Consider the following 17,199-nt stretch of genomic DNA (forward strand, 5'->3'; position numbering starts at 1 on the left):
CTTATTCCAGACCGGACCAGATGACATTGTGCGCTCCCATGATCCCGATTCCGTCCCATACCTCGTTATGGAAAGGCACATACCACACTGCGCTTACCTTCTCTACCGGGTCCATAAACAACGCACAGGCGCCTGCCCCTTCATGAAAAAAAGTGCCTTCGGTATACGAGGTGCTCACATTGTACCGCAGGTCCGGCCCCAGGCCGTACGCCCGGTCGTCGCCGCCCGCTCCCCAGGCGTAATTCGGCAGCTTCTCCGTGTTGAAGCGCCTCGTCATCCGCTGGACGGCCATCCGGCTCAGGATATGTCCGCCTTCATATTTTCCGCCGTTCAGGAGCATATTGCCGAACTTCTGCAGGTCAGCTACGGTCGAGAACATGCCTCCGCCGGTACCGGGCATTCTGATCTCCTCATCCTTATGGAGGTCTTCCACGGTCAGTTCACCGCTCTGAAGCTTCTGAAACATGGCTTTGGCCCGCTCATGGCGGATAGCGTATCTGTGGGCTTTTGCGGGCTGCGGATCAAATGAGGTATCGCTCATGCCCAGCGGCTTAATAATATGCTCTGTTATGTATTCTTCTGCACTGATTCCCGTTACCTTCTCGATAATGGAGCCGAGCAGCACATATCCGAAGGAGGAATACATCCACTGGGTGCCTACTGGGAACCGGAGGCCATAGGACAGCCCCGCGCTGATCCAGTTCTCCTTGCCAAGCTCCGTTTGATAAATATAGAACCAGGCGCTTTGGTAGTAAGCGTCACTGACGGTCCCGTAATCCGGGGCGATCCCGGAGGTATGGGTCAGCAGATGTGCAATGGTAATCGGCCGGAACGGCTCGGCATCGAACTCCTTGAGCAGCGAACAGACAGGCTGGCCCATGTGCAGCCTGCCGTCGTCTGACAGCTGCCAGATCGCCGCCGCCGTAAACAGCTTCGTAATCGAAGCGATCCGGAAGATTGTATCCGTTTGCATTTTTTCCGTGCTCTCTTCCTCGTAACACAGGCGGCCGCCGGCCTGTTCGGCGAACACTTTCCCGTAGCGGCTCAGCGAATAAATGTAACCGTCGGTAACCTTGCGCTGATTGAGATCCTCGAAGAACCGGCTCACCGCCTCCAGCCGGTCTTTCCGGTAGTTTACTTCCTGCAGCAGATTTACATCCGGGCTTAATGCGGATAAGGTCATATTCCCGCTCCTTTTCGCTGGAGCTGCGCGCACGCGCCCCATGCTAAATTTGATATTTTCTTACTGAAACTTACAATATAACAATTTTGGCCGGTTCCGCAAGGGAAAAAATAACAATAAAAGAACTCACCCTGCCAAGAGTGTGTTGCTGCCGGAACAATCGCCGGAGCGTTTCTACAGGCAGAACGGTTATTCAGGCGAAAACAAGGTGAAATTCCCATTCACTATAGTTGCAGAATCCAGGTCCGGCAATCATATTCAGGCCATGAAAAAAGACCGCAAACCCCGCACCTGCATGCGGGCCTGCGATCTTCCTTGGTCTGATCTTCCGGCTCACCTGTTACATCCGGGCGGCGGAACGTGCTTCAGAATCCGTGCCTTAGTCCAGACTGATTCTAATTTCCCTTCCCCCAGCCGTAATTATCCTGATGCTGTCTCGCAAGAAATCCGCATTCAGCGCGGATTCCGGCGATTGCTCCAGCACGACCCCAAGCCTGCGGACCTGTTCCTCTGGAGCTGCAGCCTCCGCCGGATCGCCGTATACAGCCGAGGCCAGCCAGTGCACGCCCGGTGCCAGGGACGCCGTCAGTGTCGGCAGTACGGTCCGCGGGTGCAGCAGATTGGTGTCGGGGTTCGGCCAGACCAGCTCTGCTTTGCCGTAACCCAGCAGCCCCCGGATGCCGCTTGTTCCCCAGCCTGTCGATACTATGGTCTCCAGGCCGCCGATCCGCTGCTCAAGCTCCGTTTCCTGGCCGAGGGCGAAGCCGCCCTCCGCCGCATCCAGCGGCCGGCCGGTTGCAATCCGGTGAATCCGGATGTGCCAGGGCAGCCCGGCGACAATCCAGGTGCGGACCTCAACGTCCGTCCATGGCTTCCATACCGAGCGAAGCACATTGTCCGTAATTTCGGACTCCAGATTCTGGCGTCTGACCCGGTACAGATTGTCTCCGCCTTCGCTTAAGGCGAGCATGGAATCGAACGCGCCCTGCCCAAGCCCCCATTCGGCGCGCGGCACGCTGAAGCCGAAGGCGGTGGAGTATACGAATTTCTCATACTTCGCCGAGGTGTGGGTATGGGCGTTGCTGGACAGGTGGCCGCTGTTGAAGGCCGCTACATGCCCTGCTTCCTCCTCGCGGACCATCACCAGATGGGGTGGCTGCTGCACGGTAACCGCCGGAATGTCCGGCAGCGGCAGCTCAGCCACCTGCCAGAAGGGATGATCTTCGCCAAAGGCCAGCGGCAGGAAGGTCTTGAGCGCCCAATACGGTGAGCCGGGGGCGTTATAGCTCTCCGCCATAATCAGGTTCGGATAGGCGTAACCGATGGTCAGCACGCCCCGGTCGTCAAAGATCGGCCGGCTGAACCACCAGCGCAGGTTGCGCAGCACCAGCCCCTTCACGACACCGGGCGCAATGCCGTCCACACCGGCGTAGGCATATGCGCTCCAGAACGCCGACTGGGCGAAGCGGTAGGCGAGGCTGCGGCCATAAGGCAGCGCCGAGCCGTCCGGAGAGAACCAGGCCATGAACTGCGGCGCGAACAGGCGGGCCCGCTCTTTGAACAAGAGGGAGCGCTCCGGGTCTTCTTTTTCCATCAGCTTGGCGTATAAGAGGCTATAATAATGGATGGCAAAAGGGCCGTAGTAATCGCTGTGCCCGCCTACCCCGTCGCTGTACCAGCCTTCCCCGAGATAGAAGGCATCCATCCGCTGCAAATTTCTCTCCATCTGTCCGGCATCAAAGGCAAGCCCCAGCTTCTTGAATCCGGCATTGACCAGTACATTGAAGAACAGCCAGTTGCAGTCGTGGCACGGATGGGCATTGATCTGGTTCAGCCAGTGATACAGCCGTTCCTGCTCCAGGGGAGCAAGCGGCTGCCAGATCCGCTCCGGGATGGCCGCCAGTGCGAAGCCGAAGACCGCCATCTCCACCAGCCGCTGGTCGTAGTCGCTGACTTCGCCCCAGTATTCTTCATGCGACGGATCGGTGCCGTGCCGGATACCGTCCAGCACGGTGTCCATTAGGTCGCTGTCTCCGCCGCCCATGAGCAGCGGCACCAGGCCCCACAGCACCCGCGAGAAGCCTTCCATCTCGGCGATCACCGCCGGATAGCCGGCGCCGGTCTTGCCAACGCTTAGCCGGGCGTTGCCCGGACTGTAATGCGGCTTAAGCGGATCGGTCAGCTGGCTGAGCGCCAGCACCAGATCCTGGCGTGTCTGGAGCGGATTGTCTTTGATTGTGGAACCTGCAGCTGTCAAATCGTTATTCATCATCTGTTCCCCCTACTCCCAGTAGAATGGTCCGGCATCCTTCGCCCGGGCCAGCGCTTCCACGAAGAAAAAGTCACCGTAAATCAGCGGCACATCAATATTCCGGTTCTCCGGATAATTGCTGGTCCCATGCAGCAGGAGTCCTTCTTCATCGTTGTTATCCCAGGAACCGTAATTACGGTACAGGGATTCGAGGATCTTCATCGCCCCGTCCCGGTACACATGGGCTTCCGTCTCAGCCACAAGGCCCGAGAGCAGCAGCAGCGCGCTGGCCGCGCAGGATCCGGCGGATGTATCGCGGAGGTCTCCCGTAGCACCGCCGGTGCGGAAATCCCAGTGCGGCACATGATCCTCCGGCAGCCGGGTCAGGAAGAAATGGCTCACTTGCTGCGCGGCGTACAGATACTCCGCTTTGCCGCTATGATGGTAAGCCAGCGCCAGGCCATATAAGGCCCAGGCCGTGCCGCGCGACCAGGCCGATTCCGGCGCGTAGCCCTGTCCGCCCAGCTTCTCCTTCACCTCGCCGGTCTCCGGATCGAAATTGACGATATGATAGACCGAGCCGTCCGGGCGGATGAAATGCTCCAGCACCGTGTCCATATGCGCCTCGGCGATATGGCTGTAGCGCGGGTCTCCAGTCGCCCCGGACGCCCAGAAGAGCAGGCTCATATTCATGCAGCAGTCGATAATGGCGACGCCGCTGTTGTCCTCCCCTTCGCGCCACGGGTTCCAGGCCCGGATGTACCGGCCCTTCAGATTAAAACGGGCGGCCAGATAATTCGCCGCTTTGAGAGCTCTGATCCGCGAGGCTTCCGAGCCTGTCAGCTTGTAGTTGGCCACGCTCGTCAAGAGCCACATGAAGCCCAGATCATGGTCCAGTCTGACATATCTGTCCAGCACTTCGTCGAGCCGCTGCTCGCAGCTTTCGGCAATCGCCTTCAGGCTCTCTTCACCGCTCTCGGCATACAGCTGCCAGAGCATGCCCGGCCAGAAGCCGGCCGTCCACCAGTCCGCCCCCTCCAGCACGTACTTCCCGCCTTGGCTGGCATGGGGGAAATTGGCGCCGATCCGTTTAGTGTTGTTCAGGGTCTTCGCGAGCGCTTTGCTCCAGGCTTCCTCTACCCAGGCTTGCTGTGCTGTCGTATTCATTGAACTGATCCCGCCTTTATCTGAAATTGGTGTTTGCCTTCTTATCTGAATTGAAAAATAAAGCTAAAGCTGCCCTCGCTGCCGGGCTGAAGGGCGTGGAAGTCCAGACTATGCCAGACCTGATCCCGGCCGTGATGATCGCGGTAGGTATGCGCGGAAATCTCCGGCCGTACGTCGCCGGGATCATAAGATACCTCAACTCCGCTGCCATCCGTTCCCGGCAGCAGCACAGCGCCGGGCTCCAGAAGCTCCGGCCTCCGCCAGGTGACGAACCGCTCGGTCCAGCTCTCCGGAGTGCCCTCATACCGGTATTCATCCCGCAGCTCCAGTCGCGGCAGCCCGTCCTTATGCCAGGTTAGCGAACGGGTCAGCAAGCGCAGGCCAGCGATGCCGTACGCCTGCGTCAGGTCCATCGTCAGCTCATCCGTCCCGCCCGCCGACGCGTGCAATACGGCGGCTCTGAACTCCCGGCCCGCCTGTTGGTACTGCCCGTCAATCACCGGGACCGAATGCCCCTGCGAGCCGTTGCAGTCATATTGATACCGGCCGGCACCGAAATAGCCGGCCGTATATTCGCCGCTGCCGAGATCGGCGGCGTACACTTCGCCCCGGCCGGTCAGGATGAAGTGGCCGAGGTCGTTGTGGTTATGGGGCTCGTCGTTGTGGCCGCCTTTGGCGGCGAACCCGAACGTGCCCGCCTCCGAGACATGCCGCGACAGCAGCCAGGCGGCATCGGGAAGATACACGCTGGCCGCGTCCCATGCGGACTGCCCGCTCCCCGGGCGTGGCCACAGCAGGTTGCGCAGCGCATGGGCGAACCGGCTGCAGTGGTCGTCGGTATACGGCGCGCGGAGGGCGGCTGGCGGCCGCCCGACCTCACCGGGGTAGATCCCGGCCAGATAATGGGAGAGCCCCATCATCACACGCCCCTGCGGCTGTGAATCCGAGAAGTTCGCCACCAGGCTGCCGTCGATGAAGCATTGCTGCTGAAAGCGGGCGATTCTGCGGACCTTGTCATGGCGGAACCAGTCCAGCTCACCTCTGCTCCGGGAGCGGAGCAGGCCGCTGTAATAGGTGAAATAGCCGAAGCCGTAATTCCAGTAGCCCATTCCTTCCGGACAGGCACCGTCCTCCCCGAAGCCTTCCAGATAATAGCGCATGCTGCTTTCCGTCTTATACAGAATGTCCGTCAGTCTCTCAGCATCGTCCACAGCCAGCAGAGCAGCGGCACCGATTGACCCGGCGCAGACCGCTGCCCAGTTATGCCGGGAGGTCTCCCAGGAATAAGGGCCCTGTCCGAGAAAAGGCTGGAACAGCCTGCGCTCCGCTTCCTGGCGCATCCGTGAACGGAGCAGCGCCGGAAGCCTGTCGCCCAGCAGCAGCGAAATCTCGCTCAGCGTAAAGCCTGTCTCGGCAGAGAACAGGTCGATATGGCTGTCAATGTCTCTAATCTCCTCTGCCCGGGGCAGATGGGCCGGAAGGCACCAGGTGTATTCATCGCATATGGCCTGAATGATTGCTTCCAGCTGTTCAAGATGCCTTGCATGCTCCGGCTCCAGCAGCGCCAGGAAGACATACGTATTCAGCCGCCTCCTCCGTTCGAAATAGACCCGTTCATACTCCAGTCGGGAGCCGGTACGGGCAAAGATCGAGAATAACTCCGGCGTCAGCTCCGGAATGGGCTGCCCGTCCAGCCGCTCTCCCTCCGCGCGGATCTCGAACATATCCGCCGCCAAATGTGCGGACCCGGCCGCTTGTTCCCAAAAGGCGGCTGCTCCGCCGTACGGATAATAAAGGTCCAAAGATACCGGCTGCATTTCCCGTACCTTGGCCAACAGTTCCTGCTTCGTCATTCCTTCTTCCTCCCGCCGATCAAGCTTGTTGATGATGCCTGCCTATTTCCCAAGCGCCTGATCCCGCAGCACATTCTCGCCAGAGGCAATCCGCTGCGAGGTCCATTTCATGTCTTCCCCGGCCCAGAACGGATCGGAAGGGAGCAGGCCGAGCGGCAGAAATACGGCTGCGCATAAGTACAGGCTGCCTGTATTGATATAGCCCTCGGCCAGATCCGGCTGGTAGCCGTAGACGCCCGGGCGCAGCCAGCCGTGCTCATCGAAATTGCCGGGGGCCTCCATCGTCCGCCGGAGGACGGCGGTCAGGGCGCAGCGCACCTGCTGCGGCGGAAGCGCTTCCGGGAGGAAGTGCTGCAAAGCCGCCTGCGCCAGCAGCTGAAAGGCGCCGAACCGGTACACAATGGAGCGGCCGGTGAACGGATAGGTTCCGTCAGTCGCAATCATCCGCTCCTGAACGGCGGCATACCGCCTGGCCCGCTCCAGGATAAGCGGCTTCAGCGCTGCATACTGCGCCGACTCGCGTTCAAACACAGTGACCACATCTGCAAGCATCGGCTGAATAACGAAGCTGTTGTAATAGTCCCAGTGGAACTCCTTGCCGTCCCCGTAGACACCGTCGCCCTTGTACCAGTCCATGAACATATGGACGGCATAGCCGACGCGCATCCGGTCATAGTCCGGATCGCCAAGAATGTACAGCGCAGCCTCGACCATCGCGCTGAACAGCAGCCAGTTGCTGCCGCTTGGCGCCGTGCGGTGCGTCTGCTTCAGCGCGGCAATAACGTTCAGCTTAACGCGGCCGTCCAGCCGCCCGGCCAGCGTCCGCGGCGCGCGCACCAGCGCGTGCGCCAGGAAGGCCGCATCGACCAGCGGCTGGCCCTCGGTCTTGAAATTCATAACATCCGGCGACTCCGGATCGGTCGCAGCATCCATCGCTTCCAGCATCACGCCGGCATAACGGGCCCGCAGCCGCTCTTCTTCGCCTTCCAGCCCCTCCAGCTCCAGCCAGGGAGCCATTCCGCAGGCCAGCCGGGCAAAAGCCTCAAGCTGGGCGAACTCGCTGCGGTCCGCATGGAAGGCTGTCGGCAGCTCCTGCTTCAATTGTCTCCGGCTCAGGGCATCCAGTACCGGATGGCCGATCTGGAGCATAGTGTCGACCCAATATTTTCGCGTATCTGCAATATTCATCTGAGCTTTCGTCCTTTCCGTTTGCACAATCTTCCTCTATAGTTTACTGTTGAATTATTGCAATGTCTTTGCGATTCATGATGATTTATTGCGATTATTGCGATTATTGCGATCAATCAGAAAGGGGCTGGGCAGTTGAAGAATGCCAAGTATTATCAAGCGTTCCACGGCGATATTCTGGCGGGTCTCGGCAACTCGCCGGTCTCTCCTACCCGTGATTTTCATATCCACGATCACTACGAGATCTTCCTGTTCCTGGGCGGCAAGGTCAACGTCTTCGTGGAGCAGTACAGCTATCCGCTGCAGCGTGGAGATGTGCTTATCTTCAACAACCACGAAATTCATAAAATCATCAATCTGACCTCGGACCCCTATGAACGGCTGACGGTTCATTTCCGGGCGCCCCAGGTCTACCCTTACTGCACCGCAGCCACCAACCTGCTCGCCTGCTTCCAGAACCGCCGTCCCGGCGAGCATAATCTGGCGCATATGGACGAAGCATTGCTTACAGAATATATGGAGCTCTCCGCACGCCTGATCGGGATCTTGCAGCAGCCGAAGCACGGCAGCGACGTGCTCGCCCTGACTTATCTGGTCCAGCTTCTGGTCCTGATAGATGAGCTGTATACACGCACCCGCTCCGAGGTGTCCAGTATCATCTCGCCGCATATCCAGTCGGCTATGAGCTATATCGACAACCATCTGCAGAGCAGCCTGTCACTGGAGCAGGTCGCCGGAGCGCTCGGACTCGATAAATATTATCTCAGCCATATGTTCAAGGAGCAGACCGGGGGAACACTGTACCGGTACATTTTGCTCAAAAAAATCACGCTCGCCAAGCAGCTCCTGTCCGCCGGAACCTCCGTCTCCGACACCTGCTACCAGGCCGGCTTCAACGATTACGCGAATTTCATCCGCACCTTCAAGAACATTACCGGCATTCCGCCCGGCAAGTACGGCAAGTCCGGTCACTGACGGGGCGGCAGGAGTGATCCTGGCTATTTGCTAACCGGGCTTCACATTCATAATCCGGACATAAACAGGAAATTTATTGTTGAAAGCTTCTCTATTATTTAGCCAATTTTCCTGTAAAATTGATTGAAAAAGAGGGAGAGTGACGACAGTGGACAGTAAGGAAAAGTTTTCGAACCGGGTCGATTCCTATGTGAAGTACCGCCCGAGCTATCCGGATGAGGCTGTTGATTATTTGTATGACATCGCCGGTGTGCGTTCAGTCAGCAAAATATCAGACATCGGCTCAGGTACAGGAATCCTGTCAAAGCTGCTTCTGGAACGCGGAAGCTATGTCATGGCAGTCGAGCCGAATGAAGCTATGCGGGCAGCGGCAGAGCAAGAGCTGGAGAGCTATCCGAACTTTCAGAGTATACCGGGCTCTGCAGAAGCTACCGGGCTACCTGATCACTCGGTTGAGTTCATTGTCTGCGCCCAGGCCTTTCACTGGTTTGACCGCTGCGCAGCGCAAGCCGAGTTTCGCAGAATCCTGCAGCCAGGCGGCAAGGTCATCCTCCTCTGGAATTCCCGCCTAACCAGCGGCACTCCATTTCTTGAAGGGTACGAGCAGCTCCTTCATACATATGGAATCGACTACCAAATCGTCAATCATAAGAATATTTCCCGGGCTGTTCTGCTCTCTTTTTTCAAGGAAGGGACGATGCAAGAAGCACGGTTCAGTATGAGCCAGCAGTTCAATTTCGAGAGCTTGAGCGGCCGGCTGCTATCCTCTTCCTACAGTCCTGTGCCCGGGCATCCTAATTATGATCCGATGATGACAGAGCTGCGAAAGCTGTTTGACAGGAGTAATCAAGACGGTATGGTATCGTTCGACTATGAAACCGAGAGTTATTGGGGCGAATTGTAGAGAATACTCTTAATAACCCGGAAGTCTGCGCTATATGCAGTCTCCCGGGTTTCGTTGTTTCATTAGCCCATTAACCTTTGATTCCCGAAGACGCTACCCCTTGCACAAAATACTTCTGCAGCGCCAGGAACACGATAACCACCGGAATGATCGACACAACGCTGGCGGCCATAATCAGCCCGTACTCTGCGGAATACTGGGAGATGAACATGCGCAGACCGATCTGGATCGTCTTCAGCTCCGTTCGGGTCAGATAAATCATCGGCCCCAGGAAGTCATTCCAGGTCGAGACAAAGGTGAAGATCGTCAACGTGGACAGCGCAGGCTTGGACAGCGGCAGCATAATTTTTGCCCAGATTCCGTATTCGCTGAGTCCGTCGATCCGCGCCGCTTCGCACAGCTCATCTGGCACGCCCTGGTAGAACTGGCGCATCAGGAATACCCCGAAGGCCGAGAAGGCCTGCAGCAGGATGATGGCCATGTGGGTGTTGTTCAGCCCGAGCTGGCGCATAAGGATGAATTGCGGCACCATGTAGGCCTGCCAAGGGATGGCGATGGTGGCGATGTAGCCGAGGAACAGAACGTTTTTCCCCTTAAAATGCAGCTTCGAGAACGCATAGGCCGCAAAGCTGGAGGTCAGCAGCTGCAGCAGCGTCACGATTACCGACAATTTGGCTGTATTGTAAATGAAGCGTCCCAGCGGAATCCGTGTCCAGATGTCCTGGAAATTCTCCCAGCGCGGATTCGCCGGAATCCACTGCATCGGGAAGGAGAAGACGTCCTTGTTCAGCTTGAGCGATGAGGACAGCATCCATATATACGGCACAAGCATGCAGAATACCGCTACAGCCAGCAGAGCATAGATCAGCACTTTGGTGGCGATTTTGAAGCCTTGGTTTGTACCTGTCATATCGTTCGTATCCTCCTATTGTCCGTACTTCTTCTCGCCGCGGAACTGGACGATGGTAATGCCGAGCACCAGCAGGAACAGGACAATCGCCATGGCGCTGGCATATCCGTAATCGAGCGAACGGAACGCCGTGTTGTAGATCTGGTACACCATGACTCTCGTTGAATCGTTGAGCTGGTTGTCGGCGCCGGCAAACAGGTTGATAAAGATGTCGTACACCTTGAACGAATTAATGACCAGGATCATCAGTACAAAAAAGGTTGTAGGCGCCAGCTGCGGCACCGTCACATTGCGGAATCTCCGCCAGGCGTTCGCTCCGTCCAGCTCGGCCGCTTCATACAGCTCCGGGTTAATGCCCTGGAGACCGGCCAGGTAGATGACCATGTAGTAGCCCATGTTCTTCCAGACCGTGAACAGAATGACGGTGAACATCGCCCACTGCTTATCGGCCGCCCAGCGCGGCAGGTCCTCAATCGGCACGCCGGTGATCAGGTGCAGAATGTTGTTGACCGGACCCATCGTCGGACTGAAGATAAAGTTCCAAACGGCTGCCACTGCAACGAGCGAAGCGACATACGGGAAAAAGAACACGGTCCGCATGAAATTGCGGGCGATGATTTTCTGATTCAGCAGGATGGCCAGCGCCAAGGCGACGGCCATGGTGAAAGGAACAACTCCGACCGTATAGACAATCGTGTTCCACAGCGCCTTATGGAAGGTGGTATCCTTGATCAGCCGGGTGAAATTGTCGAACCCGATGAACTCCATGGGATTAGAGCCGTCCCATTTGACGAAGGCCAGCACAAAGGCAAAGAACATCGGCACCAGTGTAAATATGGCAAAGCCGATAAAGTTCGGCGCAATAAAGCTGTAGGCCACCAGGTGGTCCCGCACGCCCTTGGACAAGAGGCGCTTCGGAGCTTGCTTCGGGCGCAGTACGGTTTCATTTTGCATAGATTCTCCTCCAAACCTTCACTATATAAACCCGGAACTCAGCCCCACAAAGTGGTGACTTCGCACGGATGCTTAATCAGGTACTTTGCGGGGACCCCGGAAAATAATCCCGGAATTTAGTTCCCCGGAACTTAAGGCGGGCCTCCGCCCGCCCCCAGTTGTTACCGCTATTCTTCCGCCTAATTGCCCAGTAGTTGCCCCACGCGGGTGTTCATATCCTTGATGCCTTCGTCGATGGTTGCATTCTTCGTCATGATATTATCATGGGCTTCGTTCAGGATCAGCTCGATGTCCGCGCTCTTCTCATGCATCGGCATCTCCAGGTAAGTCTTCACGGTCGTCAGCGCCGCTTTGCTGTTCTCGTCGGCCGGGAAGCCTTCAATGGACGCAATGGAGCTGATAACCGCATCGTTCTTGATGGCCGGGATGGTGCCTGTGGAGGCAATGACGCCTGCGCCCTCTTCGCCGGTCACGAATTTCATGAACTCCAGCGCGGCTTCCTTATGCTCGGATTTCTGATTCACGGCCAGGGAAGTAATGGTACCCAGCGTCGTTCCGGCTTCCACGCCTTCCGGATGAGGGTACTTCACGATGCCCCAGTTGGCCGCCTGCGACTCGCCGCTCTTCACCTTCTCGATCTGGGTGGCGATGAACCAGCTGCCCATATTCATCATAGCTACGGAGTTGTTGTAGAAGACGCCGGAATAGTGTGTGCTGGAGGTCTTCAGGGTCGCATAGTCCATTACGATGCCGTCTTCCTGCTCCTTCAGAATCTGCTCATAGGTCGGCTTCAGGAAGTCATAGTTGCCGTCGACCACGGTGTTCTTGCCGTCCAGAATGCCGAACAGCTGCACAGCGCTGCGCCAGGTGTGGTAGTGGGCTCCGTATACTTTTTCCGCGCCGCTGCCGGAGGTCAGCTTCCGGGCCAGCTCGTCATACTGGGCAATGGTCATATCGTTGCTTGGATACTCTACGCCGGCCTTGTCGAACAAGTCTTTGTTATAGTAGACCACCCAGAAGTCGCTGCGGAACGGAAGGGCATACACTTCGCCGTCCACTTCAATCTGCTCCACGGTGCCGCCATACAGTGCGGGATCGATGCTGTTGTCGCCCATGTAGCCTTTCAGCGGCTCCAGATGATTCTGCTTCACCAGGTTGGAGTAGCCGGGAATATCCTTAATGGTAAGAACGTCCAGATCGGCTCCCCCGGAGAGCTGGGTGCTCAGCATCGTCATATAGTCGGTAGAACCCAGGTCTACGAATTCAACAGTCACATTCGGGTGCGCTTTCTGGTAGGCTTCGATCAGCGGCTTGTAGTATGCGGTGGCTTCCCAGTCCCAGAGTGCCCACTTGAGTGTCACCGGCTCCTGGCTCGGCTCAGAGGAAGCGCTTGCATTGCTTGCCGCAGTAGGAGCGGCTGTTGCAGCGCTGTCCGCTGCGTTATTCCCGTTATTGTTGCCGCCGCATCCGGCGAGCGCGCCCATCGTCAGCACTGCGGCGAAGGTGAGACCCGCGTATTTTTTCATATTCATCTTCATGTCCCCTTTTCCAGCGGTTTGGTTACCCTTGATCCGATATTCCGAATCTATTCAAATTGTAACGGCTTTCGCGATGAAAGGGCATACATTTTCCGGCAGAGAACCTTCACTTTCTTGTTCACTTGGCGCTGCGCCTTGTCCCGGGCCTGTAAAATTTCACGCTAAACCTGTAATAATCTCCGCTTCTGCAGCTCCCTCAGTAACGTTCCGGTAAAAATATGCTATGGTTGTTGTACGGCACATCGTGTAAAATGAAAACGCTTAAGCGCAGATATAGCCAGACTGTATACTAACCGGCTTGAAACTCACCAGCGGATTGCAACAGCAGAAGGAGGGTTCACCACGAAACGGAAGTCTACTATTAAGAGCCGCATCATCCTGATCATGGCCATATTCGCGCTGCTGATTGCGACGCTGCTGTCGTTCTTCAGCTATGAGCTGATTACCTATTACCAGCGCAAAACGACCATCCAGGCGACGGAATTCAACCTGCAGCTCGTCTCCCATATTATTGAACAGGACCTGCTTAACCTGTCATCGCTGGCGATGACCTCCAGCACCAATTCTTCCACCAATTCCATGCTCGCAGATTATTTCGGTTCGCCGGAGGCCAGCGCCAAGGATGCGGTCAACGTGTTCTACTCCATGCAGGAGGATTTCCAGATTAACCCTTCGCACGGCTATGTCCGCCGGCTGATTGTTACCGATAACCACGGGAAATTCCTGCAGCTGGATAATGCCGTAAGCGTCTCTACCCCGCTTACGGTGCACAATATCGGCACCATTCCCGGGCTGGACGGTGAGACGGTGGAGAAGTGGGACCAGGTTATCCGCGATCCCTTGTCCCCTTCTGCCGGCATTCCGTTTATTCTGCCGATCTACGGGGAAGGCGCATCGCGGATCGGCACGGTCTATCTGCTCGCCAACACCTCGGTGATTACCGACAAGCTGAGGGGCTACTCCCTGCCGGATCATTCGCAGCTGCTGCTGACGCTCGGCGAACATCATTACCGGCTTGTCGGCGATCAGGTGATTCCTGTGACCACGCCTCTGAAGCCGGTCGCCTACACCGCAGACAAGCCGGTGGGAACACAGACCAGCCTGTCGATGATCGCCATGGATGATGGTGAGCGGCAAATTTCTGTCTCCTATCCCGTACGCAGCGGCGTCACCTTGTCCCAGACGATACCCGGTGAACAGTTCGCGCCCAAGGCCAACATCTGGATACTGATCATGCTCGGCGTCTGCTTTCTGGTCATCGTCTCCAGCGGCATTATTATGATCTACTTGACCCGCATCATCAGCCTGCCGGTAGAGAAGCTCAAGAAGCGGATCGACAAGATCGCCCAGGGCAATTTCCTGCTCGACCGCAACATTGAATGGAACAGTGAGCTCGGCGATATCGGCAGAGGCATCAACCGGCTGTCCCAGGACATCCTCACCCTGATGGACAACCAGCTTGCAGACGAGAAGCAGAAGCAGGAGCTGGAGTACCGGATGCTGCAGAGCCAGATCAATCCGCATTTTCTGTATAACACGCTCAATTCGATCAAATGGATGGCGACGATTCAGAACGCCACCGGTATTGTGGAAATGACCACCTCCCTGTCCCGCATGCTGCGCAGCATGGCCAAAGACAGCCGGCGGCTGGTCCCGCTGCAGGATGAGCTGAGCCTACTGAACGACTATTTTCTGATCCAAAAATACCGCTACGGCGGTACGCTTAATATGGAGCAGCAGATTGAGGACGAGGAGCTGCTGACGGGTCTGATCCCCCGCTTTACTCTGCAGCCGCTGGTCGAGAACGCCATCTTCCACGGCATTGAACCGAAGGGCAAGGGCCAGATCACCGTCACGGTACGCAAGGAAGGGTTCAACAATATCCGGATTACCGTAGAGGATAACGGAATCGGCATGAGCCGGGAGCAGATTACCGCCATTCTGTCGGGTCCGGCCCCCGGTGCCAAGGGGATGATTGAGAACATCGGGCTGCGCAGCGTCAACGAGCGGCTGCACCTGACCTTCGGAGAACCTTACGGGCTGTCCATCGAGAGTGAACCCGGCACTTATACGCTGATGACGGTGGTCATTCCATTTCAGCAGAAGGAATAATTCAACCATTTTGACCCGGGAGGGATGATCTTGATCAAATTGTTAATCGCCGATGATGAAGCGCTGGTGTGTATCGGACTCCAGTCCATGCTCAAATGGGAGCAGTTCAACGTCGAAATCGTCGGCATTGCCCACAACGGCGCCCAGGAAGAGGAGATGATCGACAAGCTCCGCCCCGACATTGTGATCAGCGATATCAAAATGCCGGTCAAGACCGGTCTGGAGGTCGCCGCTTCCGTACGCCAGAAATACGGCCGTCTCCCGCTCTTCATCATTCTGACCAGCTATGAGGAGTTCGAATACGCACGCGGTGCGATCAATGTGCAGGCGATGGATTATCTGGTGAAGCTGGAGCTGACGCCGGACACACTGGCCGCTTCCGTCCGCAAGGCCATTGCCCTGCTGGAGACCTACCAGACGCTGGAGAGCTACCCGAATCTGGTTCACCGCAGCAACCTGCAGGCCCAGCGCGACAAATTTTTTATCCGGCTCTATAACAATCTGTTCGAGAACAAGAACCAGTACCTGCTGCAAAAAGAAGACCTCGACCTCGATCTGCCCGCACCCGCCTATCTCGTGGCCATCTGCCGCATTCTCGGCCCGGATAGCGTTCCGCCCCGGGGGGATAAGCTGGTCGCCCTGTGCTCCAGCACCGTGCAGATGGCCAAGGACACGCTGTCTTCCTCTGCTCCCTGTTGTGTCACCAGCCTGGACCTGCGCAATTTTGCCGTGGCCCTGCCGGTATCCGCTACAGATCCCCGGGAATTCAGGCCTGGCATTGAGCGCCGGCTGACCGATATGGCCTCCGTTCTGCATAATTACTTTAATGTGACCATCATCGGCGCCGCCGGCTTTGCCGTAGAAGATCCATACCTGCTGCGGGAGAGCTATCTGGCCGCCCGCCGGGCGCTGCCGGCCGCCGTGAACGGACGGTCGTTCGAGTTCTTTACCGAGGGGGAACCGCAGGACCACGTGCATCCGCTGTTCGATTTCTCGGAGTCCCGGTCAGAGATCCGGCGCGCTTTTGAAGAATTGGATAATCAGGCGCTCTACACCATCATTACGCGGATGATCGAATTCTATGGGGGGAGAGCCGATCTGCTGGTTCCCGCCACCGATGCGGCCTGCAATATCCTGTATATGGCGACTTCGCTGCTGGCTGACGGGGAGAATATTGTCGAGCAGATCTTCGAGCATGAGCCGGAGGGCTACCGGGCGATCTACCAGATGCATACCATTGAGGGTGTGCTCAGCTGGCTGATCCAGTTCCGGGACGGCTGCTCGGAGATGCTGTCGGCGCGGAGACAAGGCTACAAGGAGCAGGTTGTGAAGAATGTTCAGGATTATATCAAACGCAATCTGGGCACGAAGCTCTCGCTCAACCAGGTGGCCGATGTGTTCAACTTCAGCCCCAATTACCTGAGCCATTTATTCTCCAAGGTGGCTAAGGTGAACTATGTCGAATATATCACCGAGACGAAGATGGCCGCCGCCAAGGAAATGATGGTGCGCGGAGAAGGCCGCATCTACGAAATCTCCCAAAAGCTGGGCTACGAGAGCGCCTTCTACTTCAGCAAGGTGTTCAAAAAGGTCGCCGGCATGTCTCCCCGGGAGTACATGCAGCAGATTGAGACGGGTTCGCAGCCCATTCTCGAATCTCCAGATGGATACCGCTAGTTGCTGTTGAGTTCGCTGGCAGCAGGCTCTGTCCGGCTCTGTTTAGGTATGATGAACGAAAAGCAACCCCTATTCAACAAGGATAAATGTATTTCGTACAACTATTTGTTAGGTATGCACCCATTTTTGAAGGATAGATGTATTTTGTGCAACTAAAATCAGCCTATTGGGATCAAACTGCCTTAAAGCAAGAAAATAGATGTACGAAATGCAACTATAGCCGGGAAACGGCCTGTTTAGATGGATATAGTTGTACAAACTGCAATTAGCAGCTTAGCAGCGGGTAGTGAGGTCCTTAAGAGCAACAGCTGCTGTGCGGAAAGCCATCAGGCGGAGGCCGGAACCGCAACAAGCGGTATAAATCAAGAAATCTACGGACGGGAAGCGACCGGAAGTCCAATTGTTTTCTTGCGTCACGGCTTCCCATAGTGGTCTTGAAAGCCTAATGGGTGGATGTTTATAAAATTAGACCAAGCAGACTGTACAT

General features: G+C 56.8%; 12 protein-coding genes. 4 read left to right on the forward strand and 8 right to left on the reverse strand.

What is annotated here, in order from left to right; genetic code table 11:
* Position 1: 1 nt before the first annotated feature.
* The 5 genes from F1379_RS02525 to F1379_RS02545 all read right to left on the reverse strand — a co-directional run bounded on the left by F1379_RS02525 (position 2) and on the right by F1379_RS02545 (position 7,642).
* Complete coding sequence (locus F1379_RS02525; protein WP_162551060.1) at positions 2-1,183, reverse strand: serine hydrolase domain-containing protein; 1,182 nt, start codon at positions 1,181-1,183, stop codon at positions 2-4.
* A gap of 379 nt (positions 1,184-1,562) precedes the next feature.
* The gene (locus tag F1379_RS02530) at positions 1,563-3,452 is read right to left on the reverse strand and encodes a DUF2264 domain-containing protein (protein WP_150266016.1); all 1,890 of its coding nucleotides are present in this window, start codon (positions 3,450-3,452) and stop codon (positions 1,563-1,565) included.
* A 12-nt stretch (positions 3,453-3,464) separates the two neighbouring features.
* The gene (locus F1379_RS02535; RefSeq protein WP_150266018.1) at positions 3,465-4,601 is read right to left on the reverse strand and encodes a glycoside hydrolase family 88 protein; all 1,137 of its coding nucleotides are present in this window, start codon (positions 4,599-4,601) and stop codon (positions 3,465-3,467) included.
* A gap of 41 nt (positions 4,602-4,642) precedes the next feature.
* Positions 4,643-6,454: a heparinase II/III family protein gene (locus F1379_RS02540; protein ID WP_150266020.1), complete on the reverse strand. Its 1,812-nt coding sequence runs from the start codon at positions 6,452-6,454 to the stop codon at positions 4,643-4,645.
* 42 nt (positions 6,455-6,496) lie between these two features.
* On the reverse strand, positions 6,497-7,642 hold the full coding sequence (locus tag F1379_RS02545) for a DUF2264 domain-containing protein (RefSeq protein WP_150266022.1): 1,146 nt from the start codon (positions 7,640-7,642) through the stop codon (positions 6,497-6,499).
* 135 nt (positions 7,643-7,777) lie between these two features.
* Between F1379_RS02545 and F1379_RS02550 the strand changes: the two genes are divergently transcribed.
* Together F1379_RS02550 and F1379_RS02555 are read left to right on the forward strand one after the other, a co-directional pair.
* Positions 7,778-8,617: a helix-turn-helix transcriptional regulator gene (locus F1379_RS02550; RefSeq protein WP_150266024.1), complete on the forward strand. Its 840-nt coding sequence runs from the start codon at positions 7,778-7,780 to the stop codon at positions 8,615-8,617.
* A 148-nt stretch (positions 8,618-8,765) separates the two neighbouring features.
* Positions 8,766-9,521, forward strand: a complete 756-nt coding sequence (locus F1379_RS02555) for a class I SAM-dependent methyltransferase (protein WP_150266026.1) — start codon at positions 8,766-8,768, stop codon at positions 9,519-9,521.
* 70 nt (positions 9,522-9,591) lie between these two features.
* Here the strand turns inward: F1379_RS02555 and F1379_RS02560 are convergent, their stop codons facing one another.
* The 3 genes from F1379_RS02560 to F1379_RS02570 form a co-directional block, all read right to left on the reverse strand.
* On the reverse strand, positions 9,592-10,431 hold the full coding sequence (locus F1379_RS02560; RefSeq protein WP_150266028.1) for a carbohydrate ABC transporter permease: 840 nt from the start codon (positions 10,429-10,431) through the stop codon (positions 9,592-9,594).
* A 15-nt stretch (positions 10,432-10,446) separates the two neighbouring features.
* A complete protein-coding gene (locus tag F1379_RS02565; RefSeq protein WP_150266030.1) occupies positions 10,447-11,385 on the reverse strand; it encodes a carbohydrate ABC transporter permease in 939 nt (312 codons plus the stop codon).
* 179 nt (positions 11,386-11,564) lie between these two features.
* Positions 11,565-12,917, reverse strand: coding sequence for an ABC transporter substrate-binding protein (locus tag F1379_RS02570; RefSeq protein WP_150266033.1), 1,353 nt, complete (start codon positions 12,915-12,917; stop codon positions 11,565-11,567).
* 390 nt (positions 12,918-13,307) lie between these two features.
* On the opposite strand from F1379_RS02570, the gene F1379_RS02575 reads away from it, so the two are divergent.
* Both F1379_RS02575 and F1379_RS02580 read left to right on the forward strand, forming a co-directional pair.
* Complete coding sequence (locus F1379_RS02575; RefSeq protein WP_150266035.1) at positions 13,308-15,035, forward strand: sensor histidine kinase; 1,728 nt, start codon at positions 13,308-13,310, stop codon at positions 15,033-15,035.
* 30 nt (positions 15,036-15,065) lie between these two features.
* The gene (locus F1379_RS02580; protein ID WP_150266037.1) at positions 15,066-16,712 is read left to right on the forward strand and encodes a response regulator; all 1,647 of its coding nucleotides are present in this window, start codon (positions 15,066-15,068) and stop codon (positions 16,710-16,712) included.
* Positions 16,713-17,199 lie beyond the last annotated feature (487 nt).

Origin of the sequence: Paenibacillus tepidiphilus (assembly GCF_008635795.1) — a bacterium.
Lineage (GTDB): Bacteria > Bacillota > Bacilli > Paenibacillales > Paenibacillaceae > Paenibacillus_AQ > Paenibacillus_AQ tepidiphilus.